The organism is Laedolimicola intestinihominis, assembly GCF_040096155.1.
In the GTDB taxonomy this organism is placed as follows: Bacteria; Bacillota; Clostridia; order Lachnospirales; family Lachnospiraceae; genus Laedolimicola; species Laedolimicola intestinihominis.
The window spans coordinates 72653-92043 of record NZ_JBBMFE010000007.1; the positions used below are offsets into that span (position 1 = coordinate 72653).

Here is a 19391-nt window from a genome sequence, read left to right on the forward strand (position 1 = left end):
GTGAAGTAAATGGCTGTTTTTCGTGTAGAACGCACTGGCGATTACACGGTTATGAGCAATTTTCATCTAAAAGACAAACGACTTTCTTTGAAGGCAAAGGGTCTCTTGTCGCAAATGTTATCTCTGCCTGATGACTGGGATTATACGCTGTCAGGACTCAGCTATATCAATCGAGAAAGCAAAGATGCAATCCGCTCTGCTGTCAATGAGCTTGAAACAGCCGGATACATTCGGCGCAGACAGACAACTGATGCTTCTGGTAAATTCGCAGCCAATGAGTATACCATTTTTGAGCGTCCCATCGAGGGAGAACCGATGTTGGATAAGCCGTTGTCGGAAAACCCGATAACGGTAAACCCGTCAGCGGTAAATCCGTTACCGGAAAATCCAACACAATTAAATACTAAGAAATCAAATACCCAAAAACAAAATACTCATGGATCAAATACCGATTCCATTCCCTTCCGGGAAACAGCGGCGGTAATACCGCCGGAGCGGAAAGGAAGGGATGCGATGTCTGTCACAGAGATAGAAAATTATCGGGAATTGATTTTGGAGAATATCGAGTATGATTGTCTGAAGCAGCGTTATCCTCTCTACCTGGATGACCTGAATGAGATCGTAGAGCTGTTGGTAGAAACGGTCTGTGCCAAACGAAAGACCACCCGGATCTCTGGTGCGGACTTTCCTCATGAAATTGTACGCTCCCGCTTTTTGAAGCTGGACAGCTCTCACATCGAGTTTGTCATGGACTGTCTGCAAAAGAACACCACCCAGGTACACAACATCAAGCAGTACCTGCTTGCAGTGCTGTTCAACGCTCCTACCACCATGAATAACCACTACACTTCACTGGTAAATCACGATATGCACGCAGGCGGCTGGTAATCAGCCGCTTTTGTATTACACCAAAGGAGGCACAGCATGAATCAGATTGAAATTTTCAATAGTCCAGAGTTCGGAAGCATTCGCACTTTGGAACAGAATGGCAAAGTATTATTTTGCGGTACAGATGTGGCAACAGCGCTGGGATATACCAATCCACGCAAAGCCGTCCGCGACCATACCAGGGGTGGAACGAAATGTTCCATAGGGGTCCAGACTGGGAAAAAGGCAGATGGAAGCCCCGCGGTACAAATGGTCGAAATGCTCTTTATCCCCGAAGGTGATCTATATCGTCTGATCGCCCATAGTAAACTGCCGTCAGCGGAACGGTTTGAACAATGGGTGTTTGATGAAGTTCTACCTGCCATTCGCAAGCACGGAGCCTATCTCACAAAAGAGAAGTTGTGGGAGATAGCCACTTCTCCGGAAGCTCTGATAAAGCTCTGCTCCGAGCTGCTTGCTGAGCGGGAAGAAAATGCGTCGCTACGAGAGGAAAATGCCCTGCTGGAGAGTAAGGCAGCCTTTTATGATTTGTTCATCGACCTCAATCACAGTACCAACCTCCGCACCACCGCCAAAGAGTTGCTTGTCCCGGAGCGTCGGTTTGTCCGTTTCCTTCTGGAAAAGCGTTTTGTGTACCGCACCGCATCCGGTAATGTACTGCCCTATGCAAAGCCAGCCAATGAAGGACTGTTTTGTGTCAAAGACTACTGCAATCACGGGCATATCGGCTCCTATACGCTGATAACCCCGCAAGGCAAACTCTACTTTGCTCAGCTGAGAGACATGATTTTGATGGTTGTATGAGAGTGGGAAAGGAAGTGAGTTTTATGCCAGAAGGCAAAACAATCGGTCAGCTGATGGAAGAAATGCGCCAGAAAGCTGGAGCGCAGAACTATCACGGCCATGACTACATGGATCTCCAGCGATTTGCTGAGAACACCCGGCACATGATTATTTTTGATGTGCTGACGCATGACTCCCCGGTGGGCTGGAAAGGTGAACGAACCCGCCTGTTTTTGTCAGATAAGGGCTATGAAAAAGCTCTGAACAGTCAGGCAAAGGGACAGATCAAGATTCTCAGTCATGCAAAGGTCAGAAATGGAGATTTGCTCTATGACCGTTCTGAGCAAATTCGTTGAGGGCGGTTCGATGAAGAAATACCTTCTCCGGCGGCTGGTGGTCCCGCCTTAGAAATAAATGCACCACCCCTGCACATTTTGTGGAAAGGAGGCGATGAAAATGCAGGAAGAAGTGGAAAACAGGACTTTAACGCTGGTTGTCAGCGGAACAAAGTTCACCGGCAGGCTGCTCAAAGCCGCCATCAGCAAGTACCTTGCCCACCGCAAGGAAAAGAAGCTGCAAAAGCAGAGAAGCCGTGACGCGCCTGTGAAGCCCCAGGGCAAGCAGACGGTGAAACAGCTGATTGGTCAAAACCAAGGGGTTTCCAACATCGAGATCACCGACCCCTCCATCAAGGAGTTTGAGAAGATCGCCCGGAAATACGGCGTGGACTATGCGGTGAAGAAGGACCGCAGCAGCTCCCCACCCAAGTACCTGATCTTTTTCAAGGGTCGGGACGCGGATGCCCTGACCGCTGCTTTTACCGAGTACACCGGGAAAAAGGTCAGAAAGGCGGAGAAATCCGAGCGCTCGTCCGTGCTGGCAAAGCTGAGCCAGTTCAAAGAACTGGTAAAACACGCCGTCGTGGACCGGAACAAGCGGAAGGAGCTGGAACGATGAAAAAGCAGCTGAACATCAAAAAGCTCATTTTGCTGAATCTGCCGTATATCCTGATGGGGCTTTTCTCCACCAACTTCGGTGAAGCGTGGCGGATGGCCGTGGGTGCGGACGCTTCGGCAAAAATGCTCTCGTTCTTCTCCACGCTGCCGGTGGCGCTGGCCAGCTGGTGGCCCAGCCTGCACCCGCTGGACCTGCTGGTGGGCCTGTGCTGCTGCGGCGGCCTGCGGCTGGCTGTGTACCTGAAAAGCAAGAACGCCAAGAAGTACAGGCACGGCATGGAATACGGTTCCGCCCGGTGGGGAACCCATGAGGACATTACACCCTACATCGACCCGGTATTCCAGAACAATGTGATTCTGACGAAAACGGAGAGCCTGACAATGAACAGCCGCCCCAAGGACCCAAAGACCGCCAGAAACAAAAATGTGCTGGTGATTGGCGGCTCCGGTTCCGGTAAGACCCGCTTCTGGCTCAAACCGAATCTGATGCAGATGCACAGTTCCTATGTGGTCACAGACCCGAAGGGAACCATTTTGGTGGAGTGCGGAAAAATGCTCCAAAGGGGCGCACCCAAGCTGGGGAAAGACGGAAAGCCTATGAAGGATAAGCACGGCAAGGTCATTTATGAGCCGTACCGAATCAAGGTCCTAAATACCATTAACTTCAAGAAGTCCATGCACTATAACCCTTTCGCCTATATCCATAGCGAAAAGGACATCTTGAAGCTGGTAACAACGTTGATCGCCAATACCAAAGGCGAAGGCAAGGCCGGAGACGATTTCTGGGTAAAAGCAGAAACCTTGTTGTACTGCGCGCTTATTGGCTATATCCATTATGAGGCTCCGGTGGAGGAACAAAACTTCTCCACCCTCATTGAGTTCATCAACGCCATGGAAGTCCGTGAGGATGACGAGGAGTTCAAAAACCCCGTAGACCTGATGTTTGATGCACTGGAAGCCGAGAAGCCAAACCACTTTGCGGTGCGCCAGTATAAGAAATATAAGCTGGCCGCCGGAAAAACAGCCAAGTCGATTTTGATTTCCTGCGGCGCTCGCCTTGCCGTGTTCGACATTGCAGAGTTGCGTGAGGTCACGGCTTATGATGAGCTGGAGCTGGATACTCTGGGAGACAGGAAAACTGCCCTGTTCCTCATCATGAGTGACACTGATGACAGCTTTAATTTCCTTATATCCATGTGTTATACCCAGCTGTTTAACCTGCTCTGCGAAAAGGCCGACGATGTGTACGACGGCAGACTGCCGGTTCATGTGCGCTGTCTGATCGACGAGTGCGCCAACATTGGCCAGATACCCAAGTTGGAAAAGCTGGTGGCCACCATCCGAAGCCGTGAGATCTCCGCCTGTCTGGTGTTGCAGGCGCAGAGTCAGCTCAAGGCGATTTATAAGGATAACGCAGATACCATTATCGGAAACATGGATACTTCCATCTTTCTGGGCGGTAAGGAGCCGACCACTCTCAAGGAGCTGGCCGCCGTGCTGGGTAAGGAAACCATCGACACCTACAACACCGGAGAGAGCCGTGGGAGGGAAACATCCCATTCACTCAACTATCAAAAATTGGGGAAAGATATGCCATACTTGTTCGTGAAGAGTTCAGTTGCCTTGAATTTATCATGAACAGGGACACGATCAACTGGATTCTGAAAAAACTGAATACAGGAGGTCGAATATGGAGCATTTACCAAAGAAAATCCATCAAAACGGCATCAGCTACACGCTGGTGGGAGACTACTACATCCCCGATCTGGAGCTGCCGGAGGAAAGCCGCCCCATTGGGCGGTGGGGCCGGATGCACAAGGCGTTTCTGCAAGAACACCGGCCCGGCCAGTACAATGCACTGCTTCTGTCGGAAAAACTCTGGACATATCTTGCTGACCTGAACGAACAGGCCGCTGACCGGCTGGCGTGTATTGTCTCGCAGATGCAGGAGGCAGAGGGTGTCACCGAGGAACTGAAAGCCCGTGACCAGCTTGCGTGGGTCGGGGGCATGAACAGCATCCGCAGCCGGGCAGAGGAAATCATCCTGTCTGAGATGATTTTTGTCTGAGGGAGGTGGGCGCATGATTCTGGAAGAAATGTATAACGGCAGATTTTATCCCTGTGAAACGGTGGTCGCTGATTCATCGAGGTTCAAGCAGGCAGTCAAAGCCAGTGCCGCCCTGATGGACACTTTATCTGAGCGTCTGAGCAAAGAGGACTATGCACTGGTTGAAGAACTGCGGGAGCAGGTGGCAATCGCTCAATGTGAGGAAAACGAAAGCCACTTCAAATACGGCTTTTCGGCGGGGCTGCTTGTCCAGCAGGAAGCCCATGCGCAGATGTCGCAGAAAAACAAAGAATAGCATCTTCAATAGTGGCTGTTCCCAAACTGGGAACAACCACCACAACAGAATACTGCTTCATAAAAGCCATTTGCCAATCAACCGGCGGATGGCTTTTTTGCCGCTCCCGGATATGGAAATTTTACTTCCGCTTACGTCTGGCCTTGCGGTTGGGCGGGATGGGGCTGGCCTTTCCTCTCATATTGTTGGGGCTTTTGAGCTGCTTGGACAGGCTCAGTATCCGCAGGAATGCCGAGAAGTCCTCCGAGGAAATCTTCTCAAAGGGTATCTGCAACTTATCGCAGAACTCGTGGATCAGCATTTCTGTATCGCTGCCCTGTCCTATGGCCTGCTCAAATTTTTCCTTCACATCATCCAGCGTGGGCTGCGGGTCGGCGGTAGTCTTGTCCTTGCGGTGTGCCTCCCGGATGTCCCGGACGATGCTGTCCAGATCATCGTGCATGACGTGGCTGTAAAAATCGCTTTCCTGCACCTGCCCCAGTTCCAGCGTCCGCATATAGAGGTCATCTTCTCCGGGCGCATATTTGCTCATGACGGTCTGCCGGGTGGCCTCCAACACCAGATTCATCTGCTCCACCCGCATATTGGCGATCTGGTCGATACAGATTTCCATATCTATCATCAGCCGCCGGAAATTCGGGTGGGTAGCCAGTTCGCAGAGAAGCCGGTTGTTGATTTTGCCGCTGCTCAAAAGTTCCACCATATCATCACTCAGATGCAGAGATTGAAGTTCTGTGTTTGGGTGATTTTTATTTTCCGTCAGCCCCATCAGATAGTCGGTGGACACACCGTAAAAGTCCGCCAGCGTTGCAATCGCAAACGGGCTGATGTCCTTGTAGTCATCGGTTTCGTATTTTCCCAGCGCGGATTTAGACAGGCCGGTCTGCTCCGCCAGTTGTTCCAGCGTCAGGTGCTTGTCCACCACCCGCAGGTCTTTGAGCCGCTCCGGGATTGTCAGCTTTGCGTACATCCAAAGCCCCCTCTCTCGTTATCGTTTTTCAGTGATTACACCCATTATAGCACGATTCCATAAGCGTGGAAATATGCGGATTTCAAGCGTTTTTCCGACGTTTTGGATATACGGGAAAGGGCCTCTTTTTTCGGTAAACTGGTTCTTGCAGACAGGCACAGAACCTTGAAAATCGAATGACCGGCTGCAAGGGGTATGGCCTCCGGGGAAGTGACGCCAGGACAGAAATCGAGCGCACCAAAGAGGCCGATACGCCGGGAGAAATTCCGGGCAGGAGCGGCTTGCAGGCAGACCGGCGGACAGGAAACAAGTTTATCATGCGGGGCGTATGGCTCCGCAGCAAAGAAATGGAGGAAATCATTATGACACTGAGTATGAAAGAAAAGAAGATTCTCTACGCTTACGGCTGTCCCAGCCACCACAATACGGTGACACGGCTGAAATGGCTGACGGCCCTGACGGTTGACCCGGAGGCCAAACGCCGGATGCTGGGGCTGGCCCGGAAGGTGGAGACGGAGGTGGGCGAAAGCTGGTACGAGGATTTTTACCACCATCTGCGGATGGAGATGGACGAGTACCGCCGTCTCAAGCGCAGCCTGCGTGTGCTGAAATCTTACACTGATTATGAGGAGGATCTGTATGAGGAAGCTGTCTAAGTATGAGAAAGAAACTATCATCAACTGGAACGAGGCGGAGAACCTTGCCAGCATCTACACCTTCAACGCCAGCTTGAAGCGCAGGCTGGCTGATTTCAGCCGGAAATACCCGCTGCTGTGCCGGTTGGAGCGCAGCACGCCGGAGGGCAGCGTGACCTATGTGCTGGACAAGTCCCGGCTGTCGATCCGGCTGGTGCCGCCGTACAGCGAGGAACGGAAAGCCGCCGCAAGGGAGTACGCAAAGGAGCATGGCTTTCAGGTGGTGGGAGCGGAAGAAAAAATCGCTTGAAATCGGGGCGATTACGGTCAAAATGCCGGGTCTGCACCCGCTGTTTTGACTGGCAATCCCCGCAGGCGTATTCCGTATCCACTCCCCGCCTATGGGCGCAAATGTGCGGATACGGAGCCGGTGAAACTGGCAAACGCCGCTCCTGCGGTGGAAGCCAGCTTCGCCGGTGCGGGAGTACAGAGGGCAGCCAGCCCTTTGTGCCGGGGTGCAGGGGCGGCAGCGCACTGCTGGGGTCAAGGGGCAACGCCCATTGGCGGGTTAAGGGCGGCAGCCATTATCGGGTCAAGGACGAAGTGCCTTGGCGGGTTGAGGGCAGCCGCCCCATCGGGTCAAGGGTGAAACGCCTTGCCCAGGGAGAGTTGATGCCTGCGTCAACTCGTACTGGGTATTACCTGACGCAAAATTCGCAGGATTTGCGGCTTCGCCGCCCCTTCCCGGCCCCGCAGCATCTTCGCAGGAAGGAGGAAATCTGTTTGAAACTGACACGACACAATGGACGCTCCGGCAAGCATGGCACCTATAATCCCCGCCACAATGACCGCCGGTTTGATGTGGAGAACAGCGAACACATTGACGCAGAACGGGCAAGGCAAAATGTCTACTGGGACTGCTACCGGGGCTTTACCACCCATGAGTTCCGGGAGAACCCGGAGCAGTCGGATTTCAGCTTTGAGGAAATTGAGCGGATGTACTACTATGAGCATTACGGCGGCCATGTGGAGGCCCAGAACGCCCGGAATGAGAAAACCCGGCACACGGAGCGCAACCGCAGCGTGGAGGACTTGCTGAAAAACAACAAGACCTGCCCGGAGGAAAGCATCTACCAGATCGGCACGATGGGAGAATCCGTCCCGCCGGATACGCTCTTTTCCATCGTCAATGAATTTTATGAGGAATTTGAGCGCCGCTTCGGTTCCCATATCCACATCTTAGACTGGGCGCTCCATCTGGACGAGGGGACGCCCCACATCCATGAGCGGCACGTCTTTGACTGTGAGAACCGCTACGGGGAGCTGTGCCCCCAGCAGGAAAAGGCGCTGGAAGAACTGGGCATCCCTCTCCCAAACCCGGAGAAGCCCAAAGGCCGGAACAACAACCGCAAGCAGACCTTTGATGCGGTCTGCCGGACGCTCCTGTTTGACATCGCCAGACGGCATGGGCTGCATCTGGATCAGGAGCCGTCCTACGGTGGGAGGGAGTATCTGGAAAAGCAGGATTATATCCTGATGAAACAGAAGGAGCAACTGGCGGCGCAGGAGCAGAAGCTGGAAGAACTGACGCTCAAAATTGAGGACGTGGAGACACTGTTAGATGATGTTTCCGATGCGGCCTATGACAAGGCGGTGGAGGTCGTGACTGATACCGTCAGGCAGGAGACGCACAAGGAAGATATTCGTCTGGTGGAGGAATCGAAAAAATGGGTGCTTTCGCCGGAGCGCAAGGCTCCAAAGAAGGAGCGTGAGTACGCCGCCGCCCGTCTGGATGGGGTCATTAACAAGATTAAAAATGTCATGCAGACTGCTCTGGCGAAAATCCAGCGGACGCTGATGCAGCCGGAGGTCAAGCAGGCCGGAAAGGAGCAGGTCAAAAAGAAAGCCAAAGAATCCATTATGGATATGCTGGCAAAGGCAAAGATCAACGCAGACCGGGATAACCGGGAGCGTTGGGAACGGGAGGGGCGGATCGCCCCGAAAAAGAAACACGATATGGAGTTATGAGGCATCTGATTTTCTGTGGAAACCGGGTGCCTTTTTCTTTGTCTGGAGGTGAGAAAATCGAATGTGTTTGAAGCGGTGAAGCAGGCTGTCCCCACAAGGCAGGCTGCGGAGTTTTACGGGATACAGGTCGGCAGGAACGGCATGGTCTGCTGTCCCTTCCATGATGACAAACATCCCAGCATGAAGGTTGACCGCCGGTTCCACTGCTTCGGCTGTCAGGCGGACGGGGATGTGATTGATTTTACCGCCCGTCTGTTCGGGCTGAACAAAAAAGAGGCGGCCTTGAAGCTGGCGGAAGATTTCTCGGTCAGCTTTGACGCCAAAGGCCATGACCCGCCCCGCAGGAGGCCGGTCAAACGGAAAATCAGCGAAGAACTGCGCTACCGGCAGGCGGAGCAGAAATGTTTCCGGGTGCTGTGCGATTACCTGCACCTGCTGGAACGCTGGGAGAAGGAATATGCCCCGCATACGCCGGAGGAAGCATGGAACCCGCTGTTTGTGGAGGCACTGCAAAAGAAACCGTATACGGAGTATCTGTTGGATATTCTGCTGTCCGGCGGTATGGAGGAACGGGCCTGCGTGGTCGCTGAATACGGAAAAGAGGTGAGGAAGATTGAGCAGCGAATATCAGAGTTTACCGCCAGCCACCCGGCAGGCCGCCATGAGCGCAGCCGAAGCCTTAGCGCCGGAACAGAGCGTTGACGAAGTGCGGGAAAGCCTCTCTGTCACGGAGAAGGGCCAGCCCGCCAACACCATCGGCAACTGCCGGACGGTGTTCTGCCATGACCCGCTGCTGCGGGACGCCATACGGCTGAACCTCCTGACTGACCGGGTAGACATCGTGCGGAATTTGGGCTGGCGCAGGAACACCAGCGCCCTGACGGATACGGATGTGAAGTATCTACTTCTCTATTTTGAGCAGAACTACGGCCTGACCAGCGAGAAGAAAATGACGGCGGCCCTGTCCATCGTGGCGAATGAGAACTGCTACCATCCCATACAGGATGTATTAAACGGCCTTGTGTGGGACGGGACGCCCCGCATCCGCTCCTGTCTCCATCACTTCTTAGGTGCAGAAGTCAGCGACTATGTGGAGGAAATGCTGAAGCACTTCCTGCTGGGGGCCATCCGGCGGGTGTTTTCCCCCGGCTCCAAATACGAGGAAATGCTCTGTCTGGTGGGCGGACAAGGGGCTGGCAAGTCCAGCTTCTTCCGCCTGCTGGCGATCCGGGACGAGTGGTTCTCCGATGACCTGAAAAAGCTGGACGATGACAGGGTGTTTTTGAAGCTGCAAGGACACTGGATCATCGAGATGTCGGAGATGCTGGCTACCAGCAGCGCCAAAAGCATTGAGGAAATCCGTTCATTTATCAGCCGCCAGAAGGAAACTTACCGCACACCCTATGAGGCCCAGCCCAAAGACCGGCTGCGGCAGTGTGTGTTCGGCGGTTCTTCCAACACGCTGGACTTCCTTCCCCTTGACCGGGCCGGGAACCGGCGTTTCCTTCCCATCATGATTTACCCGGAGAATGCGGAGGTTCACATTTTGGAGGACGAGGACGCTTCCAGAGCCTACCTGTTGCAGGTCTGGGCGGAGGCCATGACGATTTACCGCAGCGGCCACTATTCCATGAAATTCAACAAGTCCATCCAGCGGCAGCTTGTGGAGGTGCAGAAGGATTTCATGCCGGAGGACACGGAGGCCGGGCAGATACAGGGCTTTCTGGAACACTACACCGGCAGCATGGTCTGCTCCAAACAGCTTTTCAAGGAGGCGCTGGGCCACACCTATGACGAGCCGAAGCGGTGGCAGCTTCACAATATCAACGAGATCATGAACACGGTGGTGACGGGCTGGAAGCCGTTCTCCAATCCGAGGATGTTTGCCGGATATGGCAGGCAGAAGGGCTGGGAACGGGACGTTTCCGGCAACGAACTGCCCGGCAACGAAGATGGATTTGTGGAACTGAGCGAGGAAGAATGCCTCCAGTTGGAACTTCCGAAGGAGTGGATCGCCTGAAAATGGCGGTCAGTTGCCGGGATGGTTGCCGCTTGGTTGCCGGGTTCGTTGCCGGGGATTTCCCTGTCTGGATGCGGGAAAAACCAGTAAATAAGGGATATTTTAATCATTATCTTTATCTCCGGCAACGAAAGCAACGAGATTTTTCAAGAAAATTCACAAAGTAAGATTTACAGGCCAGACGGTAGTTTACAGGTTTTCAGAGGTTCGTTGCCGGACTTCGTTGCCGGTGCTGCCGTCCGGCCTGTCTCTCTATGGAGGTAGCCTATGGAAAAAAGCAAAAATCAGAAGAATAAAGTCCGTTTTGTGGTGGTGCGGGAGTTCTCCGGGGAGAAGTCCATGCGGGAAGTCTTTGAGCAGCTCATTGAGCGCCAGACCTGCGAACACTTCGAGGAATGGCGGCATCAGCGGGAAATGGCAGAAAAAGCTGCGTAAAAACGGTTGATTCAGGGACAGGGACATGGTACTATAATGGTATCGTGTCCCTGTTCATAGAAGGAGAACGCTATGAGCAGGAAAAAACAAGTCTATGAGAAAATCACCGCTCTCTACTGCCGAATCTCTCTGGATGACGGCGGCGACAATGAGAGTATGAGCATCAGCAACCAGAAACTCATGCTCCGGGATTTCGCAGAAAAGCATGGGATGTTCCAGTATGAGTATTATGTGGATGACGGCTATACGGGCCGCAACTTCAATCGTCCCTCGTTCCAGCGCATGATCGCTGACATTGAGGCGGGGAAAATCGGCTGCGTGGTCACCAAAGACCTATCCAGACTCGGCAGGAATTATATCGAAGCTGGCAGCTATATCGAAATCTTTTTCCCCAAACACAATGTGCGCTATATCGCCATCACGGACGGCGTGGACAGCCTGACCCGTCAGGAGATGGACATTACGCCTTTTAAGAATATCCTGAACGATATGTACAGCCGGGATATTTCCAAAAAGGTGCTGGCGGGCATTACCACCCGCTCCCGGCAGGGAAAATTCTGCGGAGGGACGCCGCCCTTCGGCCTGATGCGTGACCCAGAGGACAAAGGGCATCTCATTATTGACCCGGAGACAGCGCCGATCATCCGCAAAATCTATGACTATGCCTTGGACGGGCTGGGCTGCATGAGGATTTCCAAACGGCTGATGGAAGAAAAAATCCCCATCACCCATGTCAAGGCCAACACGGAGTTTGACGCCAACTATTATTCCTGGGGCGGGGCGAGAATCAGCCATATCCTGCGGAATCCCTTCTATAAAGGCGCACATCTGGTCTTTCGGACGCACCAGAAGGGCATCCGCTCCAACACCTATGACATTATCCCCCGTGACCAGTGGGAAGTGATTGAGGGCTGCCATGAGGCGATTGTGACGCCGGAGGAATGGGAACAGGTGCAGGAACTGATTGACCGCAGGCCGACCATTCAGGGTAATTCCTGCCCCTTCTACAACCTGTTCCACGGCCTTGTCTACTGTGCCACCTGCGGGAAGTCCATGCAGGTGCGGTATGAGAAGGTGGGCCGAACCGGAAAGAACCGCTTCACCGGCAAGATGCGGGAACCGATTGACAAGGCGTACTATATCTGCCAGACTTACAACCGCATGGGCTGCAAGGTCTGCTCCAGCCACAAAATCGAGGCAAGGGGTTTGTACAATCTGGTGCTGAAGGATATACAGGAACTGGCGGCGCAGGCCATGAAGGACGCCGATGCGTTCTACCAGCGGCTCAGCCGCCGAATGGAGCGCCGGTATCTGGTGGACGCTTCTCAGACGGAGAAAGAACGCCAGCGGCTGGAAGCCCGGAATCAGGAAATTGACAGGATGTTTCTGAGCCTGTATACCGATAAGGCAAAAGGCATCCTGACCGAGCAGCGGTTTGTGAAGCTGACGGCGGCGCTGGAACAAGAGCAGGAATCCAACCAGAAGCGCCTGCATGACCTGGCAATGATGCAGAGCCGGGCGGATACCCAGGAGAGTGAAGTCCGCACCTTCATCAAGGAAATCCGGCGCTATGCCACCATCGAGGAACTGGATGAGGCAGTGCTGAACCGGCTTATCAGTAAAATCCTGATCGGCGAGGTTAAGAAGGTGGACGGCCAGAAGGTGCAGGAAGTCAGGATCGTGTATAACTTTGTCGGGGAAATCCCGGAGATTGCAGCGTAAATAGTTTGCCCCATCTCTCACAACCATTGAGGGATGGGGCTTTTATTTTGCCGTCGTCCGGCAGCATTATATTGATTGGGTTTACTCCATCCGCAACCGTTCCACTACGGTGCGTTTTGCCATCTCATGGCCGGTGATAACAGGAATACCAGCCCCAAGCAAGGCAAAGAGAGGGATGATGAACAGGAAGGGCGTGAGGTTCAGATGGTAGGTAAAAAACCAGAATAGTCCTTCCACCGCCTGGAAGGCAATCGGGCCCAACGTCAGCGTCAAAATCAGAGCCAGCCCTGCCGCCCCCAGAGCGTACAGCAATCCTTCCCAGATCAGCATAGCGCGCAGTTGCCGTCCGGTCATGCCCACGGCCTGGAGCACCGCCAGTTCCCTCTGACGTGCAATGATGCCAGTCAGGATGGCATTGAAGAAGTTCAGCACACCGACCAACCCAACGATGAAACTGAGCGCACCGCCCAGCAGCAGGAACATGGAGCGCATACTCTCAAATTCCCCAGCATAGGTGGCCTTGCTCTCGTAGTCCAGCTCCGGGTTGACGTTCTCAGTGTAATCCGCCAGGAAGGACTCCATGGCGGCGTTGGTCTCGTCGGTGGTGTCGAAGGCGTAGTACATCACATCCGACGTGCCGGTGTCCTGGACAAAGGTCTCGTCGTTCAGGATGAACTCATCGCTACCATAGTAGCGGTAGCTGAGGGCGAAGGGCACCGTCACCAGGGCCGCCACGGTGTAGTCAACGTCCCGGTACTTCACCGGCCGCTCCACCCAGTTGGCCCCGTCCGGCACATCCTCCAGGGAAGCCCAGACCTCGCCGGTGTCTGGGTCGTAATACTCGCTCTCCTCCACATAGCGGAGGGTGACGGTGTCCCCCAACCGGGCCCAGTGGGAGGCCATGTCTGCGTTTCCATAATCGTCCTCTGAGTATACGGCGGCGATAGCCCGGCTGCCCGGCTCGTAGAGGGCGGACAAATCTCCCTCCAGCACCGTCAGGTGGTCCAGGGCAAAATCGCTCATACCGGAGATCTGAACCCCGTCGGCCAGCAGGCCCGCCTCGTTCTTATCAGTCAGGCGTATCAGGTTGTCCATCTCCTCCGGGGTGTAGAAGTTCTGCTTGTTCTGCCGGAACCAGTCTTCGGTGACGTACTCCAGCACAGGAGAGGTCTGGTCGTACACCACGCCGCTGTCGGTGATGCCGCCCTGGGCGTCGATGTCATCAATGACGGACTGGGGCACGGCCTGTTCCGCACTGAACAGGGTGCTGGTCTGGAATTTTCCAGCATTGGCCACAATGAAATCGCTGGCGGTGAAATTGGACACATACTTGTCCATATCAAAGCCACCGGCAAAGTTCACCGTCACAGTAAGCAGCACCACCGCCAGTGACAGCGACAGCACCGTCACCACGGTCTTTCCCTTGCTGCGGCCCAGGTTGGCCCAGGCCATCGTGAAGGGACTGACCTTTCGGGCCTTCCGGCCCTTAACACGGGTCTTTTCGCTGCTGCCTTCGGTGTAGCGCACTGCCTCCACCGGGGAGACCCTGGCCGCCATCCGTCCCGGCTGCCGGCAGGAGATCAGCACCGTCAGCAGTGCGAAGGCCGCGGAAACGACAAAGATCCAGGGGCTTACAGAGGTCATTGGCATAATCCCGTTGAGCCGGGCCACAATCACCGGGGTTAGCTGCCCGCCGATCAGCCAGCCGATCACCAGCCCGATGGGGATACCAACAGCAGAGAGGGTCAGGGCTTGCAGACGGATGATCCGCCGCAGTTGCCGGGGGGTGGTGCCGATGGTTTTCAGAAGGCCATAGAACCGGATATCCCCGGCCACCGAGATCTGGAACACATTGTAGATGATGAGATACCCGGTGAAAACGATAAGCAGGATTACCCCGGCAATGGCCATGACCGTCATGGGGTCCACAATGTCGGACATCCGGGCCCCGGTGTAGCCCCAGTTGACGCCGGTATCAATGTAATTGTCCCCAGCGGTCTCGCTCTGGTAGCCGTGGTTTTCCAAAATTTGGTTCAAATCCCGCTCGATATGTCGGGAGTCGCTTTTCAGCATCACGTCCAAATTCCACCGGCCTGTCATGCCGTCATCAGGGCTGTCAGGATCTACGCCCACTTCCGCCAGGATTTCGTTCACCCGGCTTTCGGGAATCAGGACATGGTTCGCCACAATGGCCTCATCGTATTCCCACCAGCCACAGAGGGTGAAGGTTTGAGTGGTTTCGTGTCCATCTACATCAAAAGTGAGGGTAAACTCGGCCCCGATCTCCGGCTTTATGCCCAGCAGTTCCAGTACATGGGTGTCGGTAGCAGCCTGGTCGGTGCCCTCCTGCGGCAAAGAGCCTTCCACCGGGTCACAGTACATCCAGTGGGCCTCGTTGGCGTCGGCAAAGCTCACCTCCACATGAGCTTTATTGAAAGGCGCCTCCCTAGGCATACCCAGGTATCTCCGTTCGCCCCACTGGCCGATGAGAGGATCATCCTTCAGTTCATCAAACTGCGCCTGGGTCATGTACTTAAATCCGCCGTGGGAGAAGCCGCCCACCTGTCGAAAATTGGATTGCTGAAACCCATCGTTGATGGACAAGGCGATGGTGAATAGAGAAGTAAACAGCATCGTTGTCAGGGCGATAGCCACAATGGCAATCAGATTGCGCGTGCGGCTTGCCAGCAGGCTTTTCCACGCCAAATGGCGAACACATTTTCGATTTGAAACTTTCATGGCTCTCCCCCCTTACTGTGTCACAATCCGCCCATCCTCAATGCGGACAATTCGGTCAGAGAGTTGGGCAATTTCTTCGTTGTGTGTAATCATGACCATCGTTTGGGAAAATTTCCGGCCCGTCACCTTCATCAGGCTCAGTACATCTTGGCTGGTACGGCTGTCCAAGTTTCCGGTCGGTTCGTCGGCCAGGAGAATGGCCGGTTTGGTCGCCAAGGCACGGGCGATAGCCACCCGCTGCTGCTGGCCGCCGGAAAGCTGCCCCGGCAGGCTGTTCAACTTCTTTTCCAGCCCCAAGGCGGTGACTACCTCACCTACATAGCGCTCATCTACTTTACCACCATCCAACTGGATGGGCAAAACGATGTTTTCCCGCACCGTCAGCACCGGCACCAGGTTAAAACTTTGAAATACAAAACCAATTTTTCGGCGGCGAAAAATTGTGAGTGCCTCATCCTTCAGGGAGAAGATGTTCTTCCCGTCCACGGTGACGGAGCCGGAAGTGGGCCGGTCCAGGCCCCCCAGCATGTGGAGCAGGGTGGACTTGCCGGAGCCGCTGGTGCCCACGATGGCTACGAACTCCCCGTCCTCCACGCTGAGATTGACACCATCCAGTGCTTTTACCTGCGTATCTCCTTTTCCGTAATATTTCTTTAAGTTTTTGGTTTCTAAAATCGTCATCTTGTATACCTCCACAAAAAAGTCTGCATTGCCTTTTGACAATACAGACTTTACCACATAATTCTTTCCTGAGCCTTTCTCAAATCTAACAGAGTTGAAAGATTTCCTGTTCTTCATATCCGATTCAACGCACGAGGCAAATACAGTGAGAAAGTGCTTCCGTTTCCTGGTTTGGAGGATACTTTGATATAACCGCCCTGAAGGGACAGAATTTCCCGTGCCAGGTAAAGTCCCAGGCCAAGCCCCTCCGCCGAGTGCGTTAACGTACCACGATAGAAGCGGTTAAAAATCCCGCCCTGTTCTTCTTCTGGAATACCGGGGCCCGTATCCGTCACGTCCACCCGGCAAAAGGTTTCGAGCATCTGTGCAGATACGGTAACCCTTCCGCCAGCGGGTGTGTACTTTACCGCGTTGTTTACAACATTGCCAAGGGCTTCGCTTGTCCAGCGCGGGTCAAAGGAGGCGTCGCCTACAAACGGAAGGTTCTGCAAGGTGATTTTCTTTTTTTCCGCCGCAGGTCTTTCCTGTTCGACAGTCGCCTCTAATAAAGGAGCCACAGGACCCAGTGTGGGAGTTGGAACCACAATACCTGTTTCCAATCTCGAAGCCTTAACCAGAGTCTGAATCAGAAATGACAGTTTCTCCCCCTGTGTTAGCAGCGCCTGGACTTGTTCCCGCTGACGCGGCGACAGATCGCTTTCCGTCAAAAGCGAAGCGTATACAAGTAAATTTGCGATGGGTGTGCGCGTCTGATGGGAAATATCGGAGATCAGTGTTTTCACCGCTTCCTGTTCGGTTTTCATCGTTTTTTGCGTATGAGCAGAGCCGCGCAGGAAGCGAGCAAATTTTGTCTCCAGCGCAGACAGTTCTGTTTCATCAAAATGTTCCTCGGTAAAACCACTGGAAATAGACTGTTCCAACATATTATCCAGCCGCTGAACGGTTCTGCGCCGGGCCGTCCACTGCCAGAGCCCAAATAGAAGCCCAATGACAGCGAAAGCCAGCAACACCCAGGTCAAAGCTGTCATTTGCTTACCTCCCAAGTGTAACCAACCCCGTACACAGTTCTGATCGGGGCATTCCCGAGCTTCCCGCGCAGGCGCCGCACCGCCACAGATAAGGCATTTTCATCCACAAACTCGCCGCCGTCCCACACCTTTTCAAGCAGCAATTCTCTTGGTAACGTGCGGCCCCGGTTCTCCACCAGCAGGCGCAACAGGCGCTGTTCTGTCTTGGAAAGGTCGATGATTGTCCCTTCTTTGGAAAACTCCATCCGTGTGAAGTCGAGGATGAAACCGTTCAATTCGATCCGTTCCTGCTTTACCGGGACAGAGCGCCGCAGTTGGGCATTTACTCTGGCCCGGAGCACTGCCAAGGAGAAAGGCTTGGTAATATAATCATCTGCCCCAGCTTCCAGACCGGTAACTTCATCCAGTTCCAAATCATTAGCCGTAAGCAAAATAGCAGGTGTGGAGGTGCCATTCTGTCGCAGTGTTCGCAACAGTTCCAGCCCACTGCCGTCTGGCAGGTTAATATCCAAAATCAATAAATCAAAAACTACGCCCTGCAAAATCTTGATTGCCTGGAGACGTGTGCTGCAATGTGTGACGGTACAGTTTGGTGTTTCAAGTGCCATACAAATACCACGCCCCAGCGCTTCATCGTCTTCTAAAAGCAAAATTCGACTCACTTCTGTGCTCTCCCTTCCTTTGTTCTGCCATCGACCGGCTTTACAGCATCTTTAGGAAGCAGCCAAACACCGGCCATTTTCACAGCGCCGGGAATACGCCCCTCGACGCAGTAATAGTTGACTTGACGGGACGAAACGCCCCATTTTTCGCTTGCCTCTTTGAGTGTCATGTAGTCCATGCTCATACCTCCGACAATTTCTTTCATTATATTTCATTAGCTCGAAGAACGCAAGGCAGGAAATGTGAATAGATGTTGAATACGCTGCTATCGAAGAAGGATTTCTTTGATAGCTTTTTTTAATTCATCACTTGACATTGTGGCAAAGAGCTGATGAGCCAGGATGAGCTTGCTGTTATGGATGGCGGCAAGTGTATCCTCCAGCTGCGCGGTGTGCGTCCTTTCCTTTCGGATAAGTACGACATCACCAAGCACCCCAATTTCAAGTACACTGCCGACGCGGATGACAAGAACGCTTTTGATATTGAAGCATTCTTGTCCGCAAGGCTGAAACTCAAGCCCAATGAGGTCTGCGATGTATATGAAGTAGACACAAAGGGCGCTTAATTTCGTTCCGCTTTAGAAGGGAGTGATCTTATCTATTCGCCGCATCTGCCCTCTATGGGCCATTGGCGTACAAAGCGGACAATCGCGAGAAAAAATAATGAAAAAGGAGGACAGCCGGAATCATGCCCCCGGAAACCGGGCGGCAGATTGTTCCGGCTTTTGTATGCCTATGAAACATGACAAACCTATTTTTTAATCAGATTCCGGCTAACAAACTATATGGCATTTTTTGAACAGGCAATCACCGTTCTTCAGACCCTCGTTATCGCGCTCGGTGCCGGTCTCGGTATCTGGGGCGTTATCAACCTGCTGGAAGGTTACGGCAACGACAACCCCGGCGCCAATGCTCATGTGCGGTAAAGTAATAAAAAGATTTAGGTAGCCGCCTTAACTATTCCTAAATAAGATAATATGCACAGTATTTTCTCGTAAATAGAAAATAAATTATTGCATTTTACCAATTATTATGTTAAAATGACAATGTAACAAAGAGCTATGTATTTTTAAGGAAAGGGAGGAACTTATGAATTTAAGAAAATCTATTTTAGCACTTTCAGTAGTAGCTGGAATTGTAGCTGCTCCAATGACTGTATTTGCCGCTCATACTCATAGTTGGGGTTCTCCCCAGTACTATGGATATGAAGATGAAATGCCTGGTATATATGATGACTGGGATAAATGTGCGACACGTCATGTATATAATTACAAACAATGTTTAATTTGTGGAGAAGTAAGCATTTATGAAGTTGAGACGATTGAAATGTCTCACAAATGGGTGAATGGTGCATGTGTATATTGCAACAAAGGTTACGCGAAAGAGATAAATTAACATAGTATCATTACCGGCAAGTTTATGATCAAAAAATAGAAAGCATTGAGAATATTTCAAAATTTCTTGAAAGTACTCTCAGTGCT

Annotated in this window: 21 protein-coding genes and 2 pseudogenes; 17 read left to right on the forward strand and 6 right to left on the reverse strand. The window is 53.0% G+C overall.

Going from position 1 to position 19391, the window contains the following annotated elements; all coding sequences use genetic code 11:
• Positions 1-9: 9 nt before the first annotated feature.
• The 7 genes and pseudogenes from WMO29_RS09070 (at position 10) to WMO29_RS09100 (ending at position 4990) form a co-directional block, all read left to right on the forward strand.
• On the forward strand, positions 10-888 hold the full coding sequence (locus WMO29_RS09070; RefSeq protein ID WP_006059572.1) for a DUF6017 domain-containing protein: 879 nt from the start codon (positions 10-12) through the stop codon (positions 886-888).
• A 36-nt stretch (positions 889-924) separates the two neighbouring features.
• Positions 925-1692: a BRO family protein gene (locus tag WMO29_RS09075; protein ID WP_002589066.1), complete on the forward strand. Its 768-nt coding sequence runs from the start codon at positions 925-927 to the stop codon at positions 1690-1692.
• Positions 1693-1715: 23 nt separating this feature from the next.
• Positions 1716-2027 carry a DUF5720 family protein gene (locus WMO29_RS09080; RefSeq protein ID WP_024738869.1) on the forward strand — a complete coding sequence of 104 codons (312 nt, stop codon included), beginning with the start codon at positions 1716-1718 and terminating at the stop codon, positions 2025-2027.
• Positions 2028-2127: 100 nt separating this feature from the next.
• The gene (locus WMO29_RS09085; RefSeq protein WP_119310450.1) at positions 2128-2628 is read left to right on the forward strand and encodes a PcfB family protein; all 501 of its coding nucleotides are present in this window, start codon (positions 2128-2130) and stop codon (positions 2626-2628) included.
• Positions 2625-4220: pseudogene (locus WMO29_RS09090) on the forward strand (VirD4-like conjugal transfer protein, CD1115 family); the annotation flags it as partial. The gene WMO29_RS09085 and the pseudogene WMO29_RS09090, both read left to right, overlap by 4 nt.
• A 97-nt stretch (positions 4221-4317) precedes the next feature.
• Complete coding sequence (locus WMO29_RS09095; RefSeq protein WP_129873175.1) at positions 4318-4695, forward strand: TnpV protein; 378 nt, start codon at positions 4318-4320, stop codon at positions 4693-4695.
• A gap of 13 nt (positions 4696-4708) precedes the next feature.
• Complete coding sequence (locus WMO29_RS09100; RefSeq protein WP_129873173.1) at positions 4709-4990, forward strand: DUF6809 family protein; 282 nt, start codon at positions 4709-4711, stop codon at positions 4988-4990.
• Between the two features lie 121 nt (positions 4991-5111).
• Here the strand turns inward: WMO29_RS09100 and WMO29_RS09105 are convergent, their stop codons facing one another.
• On the reverse strand, positions 5112-5960 hold the full coding sequence (locus WMO29_RS09105; protein ID WP_129873171.1) for a helix-turn-helix domain-containing protein: 849 nt from the start codon (positions 5958-5960) through the stop codon (positions 5112-5114).
• Positions 5961-6136: 176 nt separating this feature from the next.
• Here WMO29_RS09105 and WMO29_RS09110 point away from each other — a divergent pair, with 176 nt between their 5' ends.
• From WMO29_RS09110 to WMO29_RS09140, 7 genes are all read left to right on the forward strand, one after another.
• A complete protein-coding gene (locus tag WMO29_RS09110) occupies positions 6137-6616 on the forward strand; it encodes a hypothetical protein (RefSeq protein WP_242856453.1) in 480 nt (159 codons plus the stop codon).
• Positions 6600-6905: a hypothetical protein gene (locus WMO29_RS09115; protein WP_015544885.1), complete on the forward strand. Its 306-nt coding sequence runs from the start codon at positions 6600-6602 to the stop codon at positions 6903-6905. The genes WMO29_RS09110 and WMO29_RS09115 overlap by 17 nt, the downstream gene beginning before the upstream one ends.
• A 473-nt stretch (positions 6906-7378) precedes the next feature.
• On the forward strand, positions 7379-8623 hold the full coding sequence (locus tag WMO29_RS09120; protein WP_129873169.1) for a plasmid recombination protein: 1245 nt from the start codon (positions 7379-7381) through the stop codon (positions 8621-8623).
• A gap of 15 nt (positions 8624-8638) precedes the next feature.
• A complete protein-coding gene (locus WMO29_RS09125) occupies positions 8639-9325 on the forward strand; it encodes a CHC2 zinc finger domain-containing protein (protein ID WP_129873167.1) in 687 nt (228 codons plus the stop codon).
• Positions 9285-10643, forward strand: a complete 1359-nt coding sequence (locus WMO29_RS09130) for a virulence-associated E family protein (RefSeq protein ID WP_129873165.1) — start codon at positions 9285-9287, stop codon at positions 10641-10643. The genes WMO29_RS09125 and WMO29_RS09130 overlap by 41 nt, the downstream gene beginning before the upstream one ends.
• A gap of 267 nt (positions 10644-10910) precedes the next feature.
• Entirely contained in the window at positions 10911-11078 is a 168-nt protein-coding gene (locus WMO29_RS09135; protein WP_173014769.1) for a hypothetical protein, read from the forward strand.
• A 72-nt stretch (positions 11079-11150) separates the two neighbouring features.
• Positions 11151-12800: a recombinase family protein gene (locus WMO29_RS09140; RefSeq protein WP_129873162.1), complete on the forward strand. Its 1650-nt coding sequence runs from the start codon at positions 11151-11153 to the stop codon at positions 12798-12800.
• Between the two features lie 81 nt (positions 12801-12881).
• Here WMO29_RS09140 and WMO29_RS09145 read toward each other — a convergent pair whose 3' ends face one another.
• The 5 genes from WMO29_RS09145 to WMO29_RS09165 all read right to left on the reverse strand — a co-directional run bounded on the left by WMO29_RS09145 (position 12882) and on the right by WMO29_RS09165 (position 18089).
• Positions 12882-15539, reverse strand: a complete 2658-nt coding sequence (locus WMO29_RS09145) for an ABC transporter permease (protein ID WP_154265427.1) — start codon at positions 15537-15539, stop codon at positions 12882-12884.
• Between the two features lie 12 nt (positions 15540-15551).
• A complete protein-coding gene (locus WMO29_RS09150; RefSeq protein ID WP_055219593.1) occupies positions 15552-16220 on the reverse strand; it encodes an ABC transporter ATP-binding protein in 669 nt (222 codons plus the stop codon).
• 113 nt (positions 16221-16333) lie between these two features.
• Positions 16334-17248, reverse strand: coding sequence for a sensor histidine kinase (locus WMO29_RS09155; RefSeq protein WP_055219555.1), 915 nt, complete (start codon positions 17246-17248; stop codon positions 16334-16336).
• On the reverse strand, positions 17245-17910 hold the full coding sequence (locus WMO29_RS09160; protein ID WP_129873158.1) for a response regulator transcription factor: 666 nt from the start codon (positions 17908-17910) through the stop codon (positions 17245-17247). Before WMO29_RS09160 ends, WMO29_RS09155 begins: the two co-directional genes overlap by 4 nt.
• Positions 17907-18089, reverse strand: a complete 183-nt coding sequence (locus tag WMO29_RS09165; RefSeq protein WP_055219551.1) for a helix-turn-helix domain-containing protein — start codon at positions 18087-18089, stop codon at positions 17907-17909. The genes WMO29_RS09160 and WMO29_RS09165 overlap by 4 nt, the downstream gene beginning before the upstream one ends.
• Positions 18090-18230: 141 nt before the next feature.
• On the opposite strand from WMO29_RS09165, the pseudogene WMO29_RS09170 reads away from it, so the two are divergent.
• The 3 genes and pseudogenes from WMO29_RS09170 to WMO29_RS09180 form a co-directional block, all read left to right on the forward strand.
• Positions 18231-18476, forward strand: a pseudogene (locus tag WMO29_RS09170) (VirD4-like conjugal transfer protein, CD1115 family); the annotation flags it as partial.
• Between the two features lie 219 nt (positions 18477-18695).
• Complete coding sequence (locus WMO29_RS09175) at positions 18696-18836, forward strand: Maff2 family mobile element protein (RefSeq protein WP_007037419.1); 141 nt, start codon at positions 18696-18698, stop codon at positions 18834-18836.
• 163 nt (positions 18837-18999) lie between these two features.
• Entirely contained in the window at positions 19000-19305 is a 306-nt protein-coding gene (locus tag WMO29_RS09180) for a hypothetical protein (RefSeq protein WP_002569240.1), read from the forward strand.
• The last annotated feature ends 86 nt before the right edge of the window (positions 19306-19391 follow it).